Origin of the sequence: Marinigracilibium pacificum, from assembly GCF_012926615.1 — a bacterium.
Lineage (GTDB): Bacteria > Bacteroidota > Bacteroidia > Cytophagales > Cyclobacteriaceae > Mangrovivirga > Mangrovivirga pacifica.
Window position 1 is genome coordinate 563,206 of the sequence record NZ_JABBNU010000001.1, and the last position, 13,427, is coordinate 576,632.

Sequence of the window (13,427 nt, forward strand, 5' to 3'; positions counted from 1 at the left end):
TCTTTAAAGACAAATATAGTATAATTCTTTAAATGAGAATTATTGTGTCTTTATTACTTTGTGTAATGGTAGTTTATTTAGGGTGCCTCCAATAAAGTTTTGATACCTTTCATCGGTAAAATAAATTTGATCCTGGTAAAAGGAAATTCCTTCTTTTTGGCTAAAGCTTTTCCATGGTATTCTTATTATTTCATCTTTATTTATAGTATTTCCATCCCATCCAGGAATGACGTATAGATATGCATATGAGGTTAATAACAATAATTTGCTTGTTTTGAGATATGTGGCACCCGTAACAAATGTTTCTAATATTTTTCCTTCTCCTATAAAGAAAGAACCGATTTTTTCAGCAAGATGTGAGCCTGGTTTATTCGAAATCTTGTAAATGGAAACTAATCCATTATAAGGATTTGTTCTGTTTTTACTAAAAATGTATAGGCTGTCTCTTAAACTGACAACTGATTCCATGTCAAAATTCTTTTGAGCAGCAGCAGGAGGGAAGTCTTTTTGCTCAGGGATAGTAAATGTAATTTTTTCTGCATCAGCTCTTGTTTGATTTTCGGTTCCAGGATAAAGAAGTTTATAGATTTGAAATGATTTCCTTTGATTCTCATTATTTCCAATGTCACAGATATAAAAGTATCTGCCATCATAAACTAACTCTTCCCAATCAATATTTGATGCTCCGGTTATTTTAATAAAGTTTGTGATTTTCCCAGTTGAATCAAATGAATATAAATATGGAGGATTGCCACTGTCTGTTATCGTCCAAAATTCATTTTCATTTATACAGACTAGCCCTGATGTTTCTGATAATTGCTTATGTAGTTCTGTGATTTGGTAATAGTCTAATCCAGATGTATTATCTAGTACTTTTATGATACTTTGACTCATTGATGCGACTTTGGCATTCTTTGGATTATCAGCATTCAATAATTGGTAATAAAAGTCTTTATTGCTATATGTTTTTGTCCAGGCATCATGACCTGTATTTTCGAGTAAAGTCAATTTAGCTTTCCCATTACATGCCGCAATTGCATTTACCATATTTTCAGATCCGGTCTTTCTACCTTGTTTATGATCTAATTCTCCATGATAAGCGAAAATTGGAATATTCTTTAATTCACAAGCTCTTTTAGGGTCTCCCCAGCCTGCGATTGGGGCAGCGGCTTTGATTTTATCTGTAAATTCTAATAAATAATTAAAAACGCCATTACCTCCCATACTTATCCCAGTCATATAGATAGGGTTTCCACGAGGGTTAAGCTTTTTGTTTATATTGTTGACTAATGCATCGACTACCTTTGGGTCCCAATCAATTGGTTGATAGGTTTGAGGTGTTACAATTAAAAAATTATTTATTACAGGCAAGTCCTTTCCAATTCTGACAGGACTATTGGCTAATGCATTTTCAATATTGTTTCCCCTGCCTTCAACGCCATGTAAATAAATTAAAATTGGAGTTGTGTCCGACTTAGGTTTATTGTATTTGTATTGTAAAGTATAGTGAGTAGAATCAGTTTCAAATATAAATTTATCAGATAGGAGTTCCTGACCATTGATTAAGGTGAATGTAAATACTAATAAAAGATTAATTAAGAATTTTGTCATGCTCAGGTTTTATTGATTTGATTATTCTAGCAGGAACACCTGCTACTACTGAATAGTCAGGAACATCTTTTGTCACAACAGCACCTGCTGCAATTACAGCTCCTTTACCTATTTTAACCCCTTTTAAAATGATTGCTTTACTTGCAATCCAAACATCATCTTTAATAACCACAGGTGCCTGAATTCCTTTCTCAAAATGATTTTTTACATCGTGAAAATCATCATCTAAGATTAGGACATAAGGTGAGATTCTCACATTTTTCCCAATATCAACGAGTCCTGTTACAGAGATATGACATCCATTAATCCGTGAATTTTGACCAATTTTTAATGTAGCTCCATTATGAACAAAGATTTTAGCTCTTTCAATAACGGACCATATCCTAACACGGTCAGCCAATATTATTTCACCTTCATTTTTGATCTTCGGTTTGCCATTTACCGATACAAACTTTCCTTTTATACAATTCCTTAGATACCAGTTAGCCATAAGTGACCTGTATAATCCACTAAAGAAATATCCAATAAGTTTTATCTTAATGCCAAAACTTGACTTATCAGGATAGTCCTGACGTAATTCAGATTCTTTGTCAGCTAATATTTTGGAAATGCCTGAAAGCATATGACCTTTATTCTAATTGTTAAAGTTGATTCATTAAGGCCTTATTGTTTTTATTAACAAAAACTTCATCTGATGGATGAGTTTTTTTCATCAATAAACCTTTAATTGCCCCGGAAATAATTGCTTTGGCATGTTGAAATTCCAGACTCAATAATTTCTGAATCAGGTTTTTAGGAAGGGAAATGGTAAAAAAGAAGGCAGCTCCAAATAGCCATCTCCATCCATAATTATTCCTACGCATAAACAACAACCGGTTACGTGTAAGATAATAAGTTTTTAGTGGATTTGCTTTACCTACCGTAACAGATTCTTTATGAATTACTTCTGTAACCCCTAAATAATATATTTTGTAGCCTTTTCTCTTTGCTTTTTGGCACCAATCATGCTCTTCATAATATAAAAAGAAGATTTCTGGCATAATGCCAATATCTTCAACTACTTTTCTTGGAATAAGCAGAGCACATCCATGAGCTAATTCTGTTTCATAGATAGTATCATATTTCCCAGTATCTTTTTCAAGATGCCCAATTGATCGGCCCCTGCCTGTTATAGGGTGGATGCCAGTGGCTCCGGCGTATTGAATTAGATTTTCTCCTTCAAAGAATTTCACCTTTGGGGTAGCCATTCCTAAGTCCTTTAGCTTTGATGCGCTTTCAATAAGCGGCTCAAGAAAATCAGTGTGAAGAATAGTATCATTGTTGAGCAGAAGCAGATAATCTCCCGTGGCTTTATGAATTCCAAGATTATTTCCTCCGGCAAAACCTAAGTTTTCTTCACTAATAATAAATATTACTTCAGGAAAATCTGATTTTATCTTTTCAGACAAACTTGGATTACTTCCATTGTCAATAACAATGGTTTCAATGTTAGAGTAAGTCAGGTTTTTAACATAACCCAGAAACTCACGAGTCATATCCTCTTGATTATAATTTACCGTGAGGATGCTAACTTTTGGCAAATGTTGCATAAAAAATTATACGTTATCCTTTTGTAACAATGCAGGAATTGTTTTTAAAAGGATACTTATATCAAACAATAATGAAAATCTCTTCGCATAGGCAACATCAAGTAACATACGCTCTTTTTCAGACATTTCTGCCTTACCTCGCTTTGTTACCTGCCATAAGCCAGTTATGCCCGCAGGTGCATCAAACCTTTTAGCCCAAATATCAACAGTTAATTGCTCTGCTTCATAAAGAGGTAATGGTCTGTTTCCTACCAATGACATGTCACCTTTTAATACATTGAATAGTTGTGGAAGTTCATCAAGGCTAGAGTTTCTTAAGAATTTACCAAACCTTGTTATTCTAGGATCATTACTGATCTTGACAAAAGAACCACTTTCATTATATTGATTTAGGTGCTTTAACTTTTCTAATTCCTTGTCGGCTCCAACGCGCATTGATCTGAACTTATAAAAGTCAAATATTTGATATCCGGAACCAGCTCTTTTGGAAATATAAAATATCGGACCTTTTGACTCTAACTTTATAATTAAAGCTACAACCAAGAGGATTGGACTAATAAATAATAAAATTAATCCTGATATTACAATATCGAAGAGTCTTTTTAAAGTAGGGATTTTCGGTTTTTTATGAAATGTTATAGCCCCCTTTTCTTCTTCAGTTTCTAGTAATAATGTTTTGTATTCTTTTAGAAATTGAATGCGATAAACAAGGTCTTCAACATTTACATTTTTATCATAATAATCATCTACACCATATCTCAATGCTTTCTCTTTGTCTTCATCTTTGGCAGTTGTAGATAATAGAATAAAAGGTAAATGTTTGAAGTAGTTATTACTCTTTAATTTATTAAATAAATCAAATGCTGCATCATTAGGAAGATCAGCATCACAAATTATTGCTGTAGGAAGTTTATGCCCTTGAACTAGTTGCTCCTCTAACCATTTGAATGCTTTTGAAGTCTCATTTAGTGCAAGACCATCATATGCATAGTTCACCATCTGTTGGCAGATAGCTATACCATTAAAACCGATGTATAAAATAATATTTCTCTTTTTGTTTTTTGGGGTAACAAATGAGTCAAGTTCGGTTAGCGTTTGGTTAGATATAGATTCATTAATAGTAAAACTATGCATAGTTACCTATTTTATTGTTACCAGTTAAATCATGGATCTCTTTTATAAATACTTCCGGATTAAAAGGTTTTTGATAAAAACTTATAGCTCCGGCAGCTAAAGCTTTTTCCTTCTCTTTTTCATCATCATATCCCGATAGCATTACAACCGGAATTTCCTTCCACAATCCGCTTTTCTTAAGGTTTTCTACAAACACACCACCGCTTAATTGAGGCATGTTAATATCCGATATGATTAAATCAGGTTTATTGCCTGCATTTAACCATTTCATGGCCTTTAATCCACTAGTTTGTGTGACAACATTAAAATCCTTACCCAACAGTCTTTCCAACAACCAGCATATACTTTTATCGTCGTCAATTACAAGTATATTTTTTCTTGTGTTACTCATAAAAAGTAATTCGTTTCGTCTCTTAATTCTACTTCATTAAAAAGATACAATTTCAAATATCTAGCCTGTCTTATAATTGATCGGATGATAAAAATAGGTAAAAGACTAGATAAAAACTAAGTATAGTTCAAAATAATTTGAAAATAGTTATAAATTTTAAATCAGTTAGAGGATTCTAAATTAGAATTATTGAAGGATAATATTTAAATATTGCCTGAGTAATATTAATTTTTTAAGAAAAAGATTAATTAAAATAATTTGATGTTGCGATTCATGAAATTTTGGTATAATGGGAGGGGTAAAACAAAGTTTTTTTTCGAAATCAATAATGAGCTAATAATGATATCGCTTTACGGATTTCACCTTTACTAATTAACGGGTTGGTTGGATTTATATCATAGAGTAGTTCTTCTGCCAGATCTTCACATATTTTATCGCAGTTAATGCTAAAACTTGCAGAGTGTTTGTCGTAAAATTCTGCAGCATCGGAGTAAAAGTGGAATATTACTCCTCCTATCTTTCTTTTTGTTGTAAAACCGTCCTTTCTTTGCATCTTTACACCTGTTTTCAAACTTCTGTAATAATGATGTCAAAAAGAGTGAAAGGGTTGCACCATAGGCTACTTATAATTAGTATTTTATTATTTTTTTTCTCATGTAAAGAACCTATTCCTCCCGAATACCTTGGTATTGAAAATATTATTGTCAATGATGTAAATTCTGATAAGGCTGTTTTACATGGAGATGTAATTTTAAATAGTGAAGAAAAAAGAACCTGGAATATCAAAGATGTTAATATTGATATCTATAATGATAATGATATAGCAGGAAACCTTTATATGAATGAAAATGTCAAGATAAAGTATGGTAGAAATTCTGTACCGGTTATTTTATCTATAGATCTAAAAAAAATAGGTAAATTGAATAGCATTTTAAGTCTTTTGGCTTCAAAGTCGGTTACCCTAAATTTAAAAGGAGAAATTAAAGTTGGTAAATCAATCTACAATAAGAGCCTGCCTGTTGATGAGATTGTTAAAATTCAATTGTAAAAAAAGTACTCGATGAATATTATAACGGTTCAGAATAAATCTGATATCAAAAAATGGTTAGAATTCCCATTGGAGCTGTATAAAGGGGATGAGAATTATATTCACCCTTTAAACAATGAAGTTGAAGATGTTTTTGATAAAAGTAAGAACAAGTTATTCAAAGATGGAGACGCTGTAAGATTTTTACTAATAGAAAATGGTAAAGTTTTGGGTCGGATTGCAGCATTCTTTAACAATAAACTTGCAAATAAAGGCAATAAGCAACCGACTGGTGGAATCGGCTTCTTTGAATGCATAAATAATAAGGAGATTGCATTTCAACTTTTTGAAACAGCAAAAGAATGGTTGGAGTCGAAGGGTATGCAAGCAATGGATGGCCCTATAAATTTTGGAGATAGAGATCGTTTCTGGGGGCTCTTGACAGACGGGTTTTATCCTCCTAACTATGGAATGTTTTATCATAAGGAGTACTATCAGCAATTCTTTGAAGATTTCGGATTTAAAGTCTACTTTAATCAATACACTTATTATAGAATAGTAAAAGGTAAGGAGTTTGAAAAGCGGTTTTATGATAAAGCAAAACTGAATATTGATAACCCGGATTATTCATTTAGGTATCCTGCCAAGGATGAGATGGATAAACTTCCTGAATATTTTGTAACTGTTTATAATAAAGCATGGGCCGGTCATAGTGGTGTTAAAGCTATGGATCTGCGACAAGCAAAAATGATTTTTAAGAAGTTAAAGCCTATCATGGACAGAAGGCTTTTATATTTTGGGTTTTATAAAGGAGAACCAATTTCCTTTTATATAAGCATTCCGGATATCAATCAAATTTTCAGAAAGTTTAAAGGAAAATTTGGCCTTATTCAAAAGCTATTGTTTTTGTATTACCAAAGTAGAGGGATAATTGATAAATCGCTGGGTTTGGTATTTGGTGTGGTTCCGCAGCATCAGGGTAAAGGTATTGAGGCAGCGATGGTTGTTTCATATTCTGATCTAGCCTTTTCGGAGGAGTATGAATATATAACCACTGAAATGAATTGGATTGGTGATTTTAATCCAAAGATGATGCGAGTGGTTGAGCAAATAGGTGGTGAAATTTTAAAAACGCATAAAACGTATAGGTATCTGTTTGATCGAAATGCTGAATTCGAAAGAATGCCTTTTAATTAAATATTATTATGTCAAAAAAGTATGATGTTTTCGGCATGGGCAATGCTCTTGTTGATTTTGAATTTGAAGTGGATGATTCTTTTTTTGAAGAAAATGGAATTCAAAAAGGTCTAATGACTCTAGTAGATGAAGAGAGACAAAATTTTTTAATGGATGTTCTTCATAATATTCCAGCAAAAAAACAATGTGGAGGATCAGCTGCGAATACTGTAATTGCATTAAGTCAGTTTGGAGGTAAGTCTTATTACTCTTGTAAGGTAGCAGATGATGATACTGGTCATTTTTATGCTAAAGACTTGAAAGAAAATGGTGTTGATTCAAACCTTGATGAACAACGTGTGCCTGTGGGTATAACCGGAAAATGTCTTGTGATGATTTCTCCGGATGCTGAGAGAACGATGAATACATTCTTAGGGATTACAGCTGAATATGATTCACAAAGGATTGACGAAGAGGCTTTGGCTAATTCTGAATACCTTTATATTGAAGGTTATTTAATTACTGGTCCTGATAGTCGTGATGCGATTAGACACGCAATGAAGTTGGCAAGAAAACATAACACTAAAATTGCGATGACATTTTCAGATCCAGGTATAATAGCTGGTTTTAAAGAGGAATTTCATTCCTTATTAGAAGAGCCAATAGACATGCTGTTTTGTAATGAGGCAGAGGCTTTGAGTTTTACAGATACTGAAACAGTTATTGATGCCAGAGAAGCTCTTAAACCATTTGCTAAACATTTTGCAATAACTCAAGGTAAAAATGGCGCAATAATATATGATGGATTAACATATATAGACATTGAACCATATCCTGTAGAGGCAATTAATACTAATGGTGCAGGAGATATGTTTGCCGGAGCATTCTTATATGGGTTAACTCAAAACCATGGATTTGCCCAATCGGGAATCTTTGCTGCATATGCATCATCAAAAGTAGTTACCGTAATGGGACCAAGACTTGATATGACCGATGCCAAGGAAGTTTCGAGAATAATTACTGAATTATAATATTAAATAGCCGGAGAATATTCTCCGGCTTTTATTTTTAATAATCTGTATTAAGCCATTTTCTGAATAAATCCTTCTGACTAGCACTAACCTCTTTATTTTTGGTTATTTCATACCAGGAAAAATAATTTTGATTATTTTTTTCGAGACTCAATTTTAACTCCTTTCCAAATCTGGAAATAGTAAGGGTAACTGAAGATTTATCCTCCTGTGTAAAGTATTTATTAATTTCTTCAAGACCTTTAATATCATCAACCCCAATAATTTTGTCTCCTATCATTAATCCCGACTCAGCAGGGCTTCCCGGGGCTATTCCGACAACTTTAAGAGAGTTATTTTCATCAACCGTTTTAAATCCAAATACTCTTTCGTTTGATAGCTGTGAATCAGTGTAGTTTAGATGACACCCAACATAATTTAAAAGTGGATTAAGAATGCTTTCAAGTGGTAAAGTTTGATGATATAATGAATAAAATTCCTGAGTTAAATTTTTTCCATTTACTTCATTTAAAACTTGTAAAATATCATTTTCAGAATACCCTTTCTCTATCTTGCCATGTCTAACCCAGAGTATTTTCATAACATCATCCAGGCTCTTTACTCCTTTTGTATTTTTAATAATCGTCAGATCAAGAGCCAAAGCACAAAGGCTTCCTTTCATATATATTGACACTTTTCTGTCAGGAGCTTTATTTTTATACCCGTCAACCCATAAATCAAACGAAGAGTCACTTAAAGAGGAGTACTTTCTGCCTTCATTCTGAAAATGACGCTTGCAGATTTTGTTCATTTCAAGAGAATATTGATTAAAATCAAAAACACCGGAAGATATAAGTATTTTATCACCATAATATGTTGTAAAGCCTTCTGTAACGTATCCAGTCTTGTGATATGTTTCTTTGCCTAGGTCATATGGCACCATCTCCTCAGGACGGATTCTGCATACATTCCAGGCATGGAAAAGCTCATGTGAGCTCACACCCAAAAGGTCATTGTATCTGGTTGTGTTAATTTCAGAATCAGGTCCAAGAATTATAATTGTACTTTTTTTGTGTTCTACTCCATGGTAAGCCGGGTATGGTAAAGCAAGGATAAGGAATGTGTATTCATCAAAAGGAAATTCCCCAAAAATTTCAAGCTGCTTCTTAGAGAATTCTTTAAAATCATTGACCCATTTTTCTGAATTTATCTTATCACCATTTACAGCTATCCTGAAATTAGTATTATTAATTGAATAGCTTTCAAAAGTTATGTTTTCAGAAGCAAAAAGAGGAGAGTCAATTATAGTATTATAATTTTCGGCAATAAGTAATTTGTCTTCATTGAGTTTTAATGCTGACGCAACCTTATAGGTGTCTGGTATGTTTATATCTACCGTAATCTCTTCGTTTTCAAAGCCTGAAACGTTAAATATGAAATTTATAAAATTCAGGTAAATCAATTGTGGGTCAAGCCATGATCCTCCAGCATCCTGTTGTGCTGCGTAATACTGATAATAGATTGTGATGTTTTTTGAGGCGTGATCAATCTCCCATGTATTTTTATCTGTTTTAGATATGTTGATTTGATTTCCATCATCATCATTAGCTCTGATATGCCGGATATAAGAGGCATATTCAGCCATCTCATACCTGCCAGGTCTCCAACCAGCTAGACTTAATTTAAGATGGTTTTTAGAGTTATTCTTTAAAGATAATTTAATATCTAACCAATGATTTAATGGTTGCTCGTAAGAAATAGTATATCTTTGCATGAATAGTTTTTTAATATTATCCGCAATATAGGTTTGTAATTATAAAAAAGAAACTTATCTTTGCAGCCCAAAAATAATAAAAAGATACAATGAAACGCACATTTCAACCTTCCAGACGTAAGAGAAGCAATAAGCACGGATTCCGTTCTAGAATGGCATCAGCAAGTGGTAGAGCTGTGTTAGCACGTAGAAGAGCTAAAGGAAGAAAGAAGTTATCCGTATCAGACGAGAAGACTCATAAATAATCATTGGATGGAGGTTTTACCTCTTTGTAATTAGTCGATGCAATGATCAGTCGACGAAATACATTATCCAAGGGAGAGCGTCTTTGCGGTAAAAAGAATATACAGGAACTTTTTAACCAAGGTTCCTCTTTTTATTTTTTTCCTTTCAAGGTCTATTACAGCTTACCAACAGAAGCTGAAGGGAATCATAGTGCTTTATTTTCAGTACCAAAAAGATTGGTGCCAAAAGCTACTAAAAGAAACTTGATAAAACGTCGTATCAAAGAGGTTTATAGAAAAAATAAACCCGAGTTTTATGATATCCCTATATCCCGACCACTCATTATTGCGTATATTTATACTGCTAGAAAAATATTAAATTATGCTGACATCGAATCTTCAATGATCCGATGTCAGCAAATTCTGGCTGATAAAATTCATAATACGCAGAAAGATGAAGAAAAAAGTTAAGTATTTACTATTCACAGTTCTTTTGTTGGCGGTAGGTCTGGTTTCTTTCAGACCAAATAATACCTATTTCGAGATTCAAAAAAACCTTGATATTTTTGCAACTCTGTATAAAGAGCTGAATACTTATTATGTCGATGAAATAACTCCCGGTACCGCAATAAAGACTGGTATCGATGCGATGTTATCCTCTTTAGACCCCTACACAAATTATATCCCTGAAGAAGCCATTGAAGAATACAGAACCCAGACAACAGGTCAATATGGAGGTATTGGCGCTGTAGTCGGTAACCGAGATGGGAAAAGTATTATTATAATGCCTTTTGAAGAATCTCCTGCCACAACTGCTGGTTTAAAAGCAGGAGATGTTATTTTGGCTGTGAATGGCGTTAACATAGAAGGTAAAAGTCATGATCAAGTAAGTACTCTTCTAAAAGGAGAGATTGGCAAGATGATAACTTTGAAAATCAACAGGTATGGTGTGGACAAACCTTTTGATGTTGATGTTGAAAGACAAAAAATTAAAGTTGAAAATGTGCCGTATTTTGGCATGATCAATAGTAGTGTGGGGTTTGTCAAGCTAACCGACTTTACCGAAGGAGCGGGAAGGGAAGTACGCGCAGCTGTGGAGACGCTAAGAGACAGAGGGGCTGAGTCAGTCATTCTTGATTTACGAGGAAATCCCGGCGGATTACTTAATGAAGCGGTTAATGTTGCGTCAGTATTTATCCCTAAGTTTTCAGAGGTAGTTACAACCAAAGGTAGAATAGAAGAGTGGAATCAAACCTATAAAACTCTTGATATGCCTGTTGATATTGAAATGCCTGTAGCGGTATTAACTGATAATATGAGTGCTTCGGCATCAGAAATAGTTGCTGGAGTAATTCAGGATTATGACAGAGGAGTGTTAGTAGGAGCCAGGACGTTTGGGAAAGGACTGGTTCAAACAACCCGACGTCTTTCATATAATGGACAATTAAAAATCACTACCGCAAAATATTATATTCCAAGCGGAAGGTGTATTCAGGCAATAGATTATTCTCACAGAAATTCTGATGGAACACCTGGTACTATTCCGGATTCATTAAGACAGGCATTTAAAACAGAGAATGGCAGGATAGTTTACGACGGGAAAGGTATAAAGCCAGATCTTTTGGTAGAAGAAGAGTCATATGCTCCAATTACCAGAAGTTTATTAGAGAAGTCACTTTTGTTTGATTATGCTACAGAATATTCTTATAAAAATCCCGAGGTTAAAAACCCCGTTTCTTTCAAATTATCAGATAGCGAATATCAGGACTTTTCAAATTGGTTAAAAACCAAGGAGTATGATTATGTCACTGGTGTTGAAAAATCAATTGATGAACTTAAATTTTATGCTCAAAAGGAAAGGTATTATGAGGCAATTAGCAGTGAATTAAAAGACCTTGAAAAATTAGTTATACATAACAAGGAAGCTGATCTTCAAACTTTCAAGCCACAAATTAAAGAACTTCTTGAAAAAGAGATTGTATCGCGCAGTACTTTTCAAAGAGGAGCAATAGAAGCTGAATTTGATAATGATCCGCAAGTAATTGCTGCAGTTAAAATTTTAGGGAATACAAAAGCTTATAGCGAAATACTTCAGGGAAATAAATAGCATGATAATATTGGCATTAGAAACAGCAACTAGTATATGTTCGGTTGCTGTGCTCGAAGATGATAAAGTACTAGGTAAAATAGATCTTAATATTGAAAGAGCTCATTCTTCTAAACTGGCAACTGCGATAGATGAGCTATTGAAGTTGTTGGATTTGGCAATTGTAGACTTATCGGCTGTTGCAGTAAGTAAAGGTCCGGGTTCATATACTGGCCTAAGGATAGGGGTAAGTACAGCAAAAGGAATATGTTATGGAAATAATATTCCTCTAATAGGAGTTGAAACTTTAGAAGGAATGGCAGTCCAAGCTAACTCATATATAGAATCTAGCGCTGATTATATATTGTTTCCGATGATAGATGCAAGACGAATGGAAGTCTATACATCAGCATTTAGTAGCTCAATAATAAAGCTCGAAGAAACGCATCCATTAATTGCTGATGAAAACACTTTCAGTGATAATTATACCGATAAGGAAATTTACCTTTTTGGTGATGGGGCAAAAAAGGTTTATGATATAATCGACAGGAATGGGGTATATTATATTCCTGGCTTACAACCCGATGCTATAGGTATTGGAAAAGTTGCAATAGAAAAATTTAAACAAAATGACTTTGAAGACGTAGCTTACTTTGAACCTTTTTATTTAAAAGAGTATAAAGCTGGGAAACCAAAATCATTATTGACTAATGGCTGAAGAAATAATAAATAGAGTAGCGAATTCTCCTTTGATTTCAATTGATCTGGAGACTTTAATTGATGATCTCGAAAGGACTACCTTTGATCTTAAAGATTTGTTGTTTCAGGGATTGGTTCTTAGGGAAAAAGAATTCAGACAGTTTGTTAAAGAGCATGACTGGTCTCAGTATGCAAATAAACATGTTGGAATTTATTGTAGTACCGATGCTATAATTCCAACCTGGGCATATATGATTATCACAAGTAAGCTTAGCCCTTATGTAGCTTCTGTGAATTTTGGGGATTTAGAAGACATTAATAGAATCATCATCGACAAAGTGATAGATGAATTAAATGTCGAAGAGTATCGTGACAAGAAAGTTGTTATTAAAGGGTGCAGTAAAAAAGAAGTTCCTGTTTCAGCTTATGTTCGCCTAACTGAGAAATTATTACCGGTAATTTCAAGTATAATGTATGGTGAGCCATGTAGTACAGTCCCTGTTTATAAAAATATTAAAAAATAAATCACTGTTCATTAGAGTGTTAAGTTAAAAGTTGAAGGGTTGTTCAATTTTTTATTATCAGAGGTGTTGCAAATAAAAATAATCTTCTTACCTTTGCAATCCCTTTCGGAAACAGACGGTGAAAGAAAGCTAGAAATTGAGGTAATGAGAAGGAGTTTATTGGGTTGGGGACCGGGTGTAAG

The 13,427-nt window shown here is 33.7% G+C and carries 14 protein-coding genes and 1 pseudogene; 8 read left to right on the forward strand and 7 right to left on the reverse strand.

Annotated elements, in window-relative coordinates; genetic code table 11:
* Window positions 1–39: 39 nt before the first annotated feature.
* The 6 genes and pseudogenes from HH304_RS02475 to HH304_RS02500 form a co-directional block, all read right to left on the reverse strand.
* On the reverse strand, window positions 40–1,611 hold the full coding sequence (locus tag HH304_RS02475) for a hypothetical protein (RefSeq protein ID WP_169677856.1): 1,572 nt from the start codon (window positions 1,609–1,611) through the stop codon (window positions 40–42).
* Window positions 1,612–1,627: 16 nt separating this feature from the next.
* Window positions 1,628–1,777 (reverse strand): annotated as a pseudogene (locus HH304_RS21435) (acyltransferase); the annotation flags it as partial.
* 475 nt (window positions 1,778–2,252) lie between these two features.
* A complete protein-coding gene (locus HH304_RS02485) occupies window positions 2,253–3,200 on the reverse strand; it encodes a glycosyltransferase family 2 protein (RefSeq protein WP_169677858.1) in 948 nt (315 codons plus the stop codon).
* 6 nt (window positions 3,201–3,206) lie between these two features.
* A complete protein-coding gene (locus tag HH304_RS02490; protein WP_169677859.1) occupies window positions 3,207–4,334 on the reverse strand; it encodes a sugar transferase in 1,128 nt (375 codons plus the stop codon).
* Window positions 4,327–4,725, reverse strand: coding sequence for a response regulator (locus tag HH304_RS02495; protein WP_169677860.1), 399 nt, complete (start codon window positions 4,723–4,725; stop codon window positions 4,327–4,329). Before HH304_RS02495 ends, HH304_RS02490 begins: the two co-directional genes overlap by 8 nt.
* Window positions 4,726–5,047: 322 nt before the next feature.
* Entirely contained in the window at window positions 5,048–5,278 is a 231-nt protein-coding gene (locus HH304_RS02500) for a hypothetical protein (RefSeq protein ID WP_169677861.1), read from the reverse strand.
* A 30-nt stretch (window positions 5,279–5,308) separates the two neighbouring features.
* Here HH304_RS02500 and HH304_RS02505 point away from each other — a divergent pair, with 30 nt between their 5' ends.
* From HH304_RS02505 to HH304_RS02515, 3 genes are read left to right on the forward strand one after another with little or no spacing between them, the layout of a single operon-like run.
* A complete protein-coding gene (locus HH304_RS02505) occupies window positions 5,309–5,773 on the forward strand; it encodes a hypothetical protein (RefSeq protein WP_169677862.1) in 465 nt (154 codons plus the stop codon).
* A 12-nt stretch (window positions 5,774–5,785) separates the two neighbouring features.
* Window positions 5,786–6,949, forward strand: coding sequence for a hypothetical protein (locus tag HH304_RS02510; protein WP_169677863.1), 1,164 nt, complete (start codon window positions 5,786–5,788; stop codon window positions 6,947–6,949).
* A gap of 8 nt (window positions 6,950–6,957) precedes the next feature.
* A complete protein-coding gene (locus HH304_RS02515; RefSeq protein WP_169677864.1) occupies window positions 6,958–7,959 on the forward strand; it encodes an adenosine kinase in 1,002 nt (333 codons plus the stop codon).
* Between the two features lie 37 nt (window positions 7,960–7,996).
* Here the strand turns inward: HH304_RS02515 and HH304_RS02520 are convergent, their stop codons facing one another.
* On the reverse strand, window positions 7,997–9,712 hold the full coding sequence (locus HH304_RS02520) for a M61 family metallopeptidase (protein WP_169677865.1): 1,716 nt from the start codon (window positions 9,710–9,712) through the stop codon (window positions 7,997–7,999).
* 89 nt (window positions 9,713–9,801) lie between these two features.
* Between HH304_RS02520 and rpmH the strand changes: the two genes are divergently transcribed.
* The 5 genes from rpmH to HH304_RS02545 are packed head-to-tail and all read left to right on the forward strand — an operon-like array spanning window position 9,802 to window position 13,245.
* On the forward strand, window positions 9,802–9,957 hold the full coding sequence (rpmH, locus tag HH304_RS02525) for a 50S ribosomal protein L34 (RefSeq protein WP_169677866.1): 156 nt from the start codon (window positions 9,802–9,804) through the stop codon (window positions 9,955–9,957).
* Between the two features lie 42 nt (window positions 9,958–9,999).
* Window positions 10,000–10,407 carry a ribonuclease P protein component gene (locus HH304_RS02530; RefSeq protein ID WP_169677867.1) on the forward strand — a complete coding sequence of 136 codons (408 nt, stop codon included), beginning with the start codon at window positions 10,000–10,002 and terminating at the stop codon, window positions 10,405–10,407.
* Window positions 10,391–12,043: a S41 family peptidase gene (locus HH304_RS02535; RefSeq protein WP_169677868.1), complete on the forward strand. Its 1,653-nt coding sequence runs from the start codon at window positions 10,391–10,393 to the stop codon at window positions 12,041–12,043. The genes HH304_RS02530 and HH304_RS02535 overlap by 17 nt, the downstream gene beginning before the upstream one ends.
* 1 nt (window position 12,044) lies before the next feature.
* The gene (tsaB, locus tag HH304_RS02540; protein ID WP_169677869.1) at window positions 12,045–12,740 is read left to right on the forward strand and encodes a tRNA (adenosine(37)-N6)-threonylcarbamoyltransferase complex dimerization subunit type 1 TsaB; all 696 of its coding nucleotides are present in this window, start codon (window positions 12,045–12,047) and stop codon (window positions 12,738–12,740) included.
* The gene (locus tag HH304_RS02545) at window positions 12,733–13,245 is read left to right on the forward strand and encodes a DUF2480 family protein (protein ID WP_169677870.1); all 513 of its coding nucleotides are present in this window, start codon (window positions 12,733–12,735) and stop codon (window positions 13,243–13,245) included. The genes tsaB and HH304_RS02545 overlap by 8 nt, the downstream gene beginning before the upstream one ends.
* Window positions 13,246–13,427: the final 182 nt, after the last annotated feature.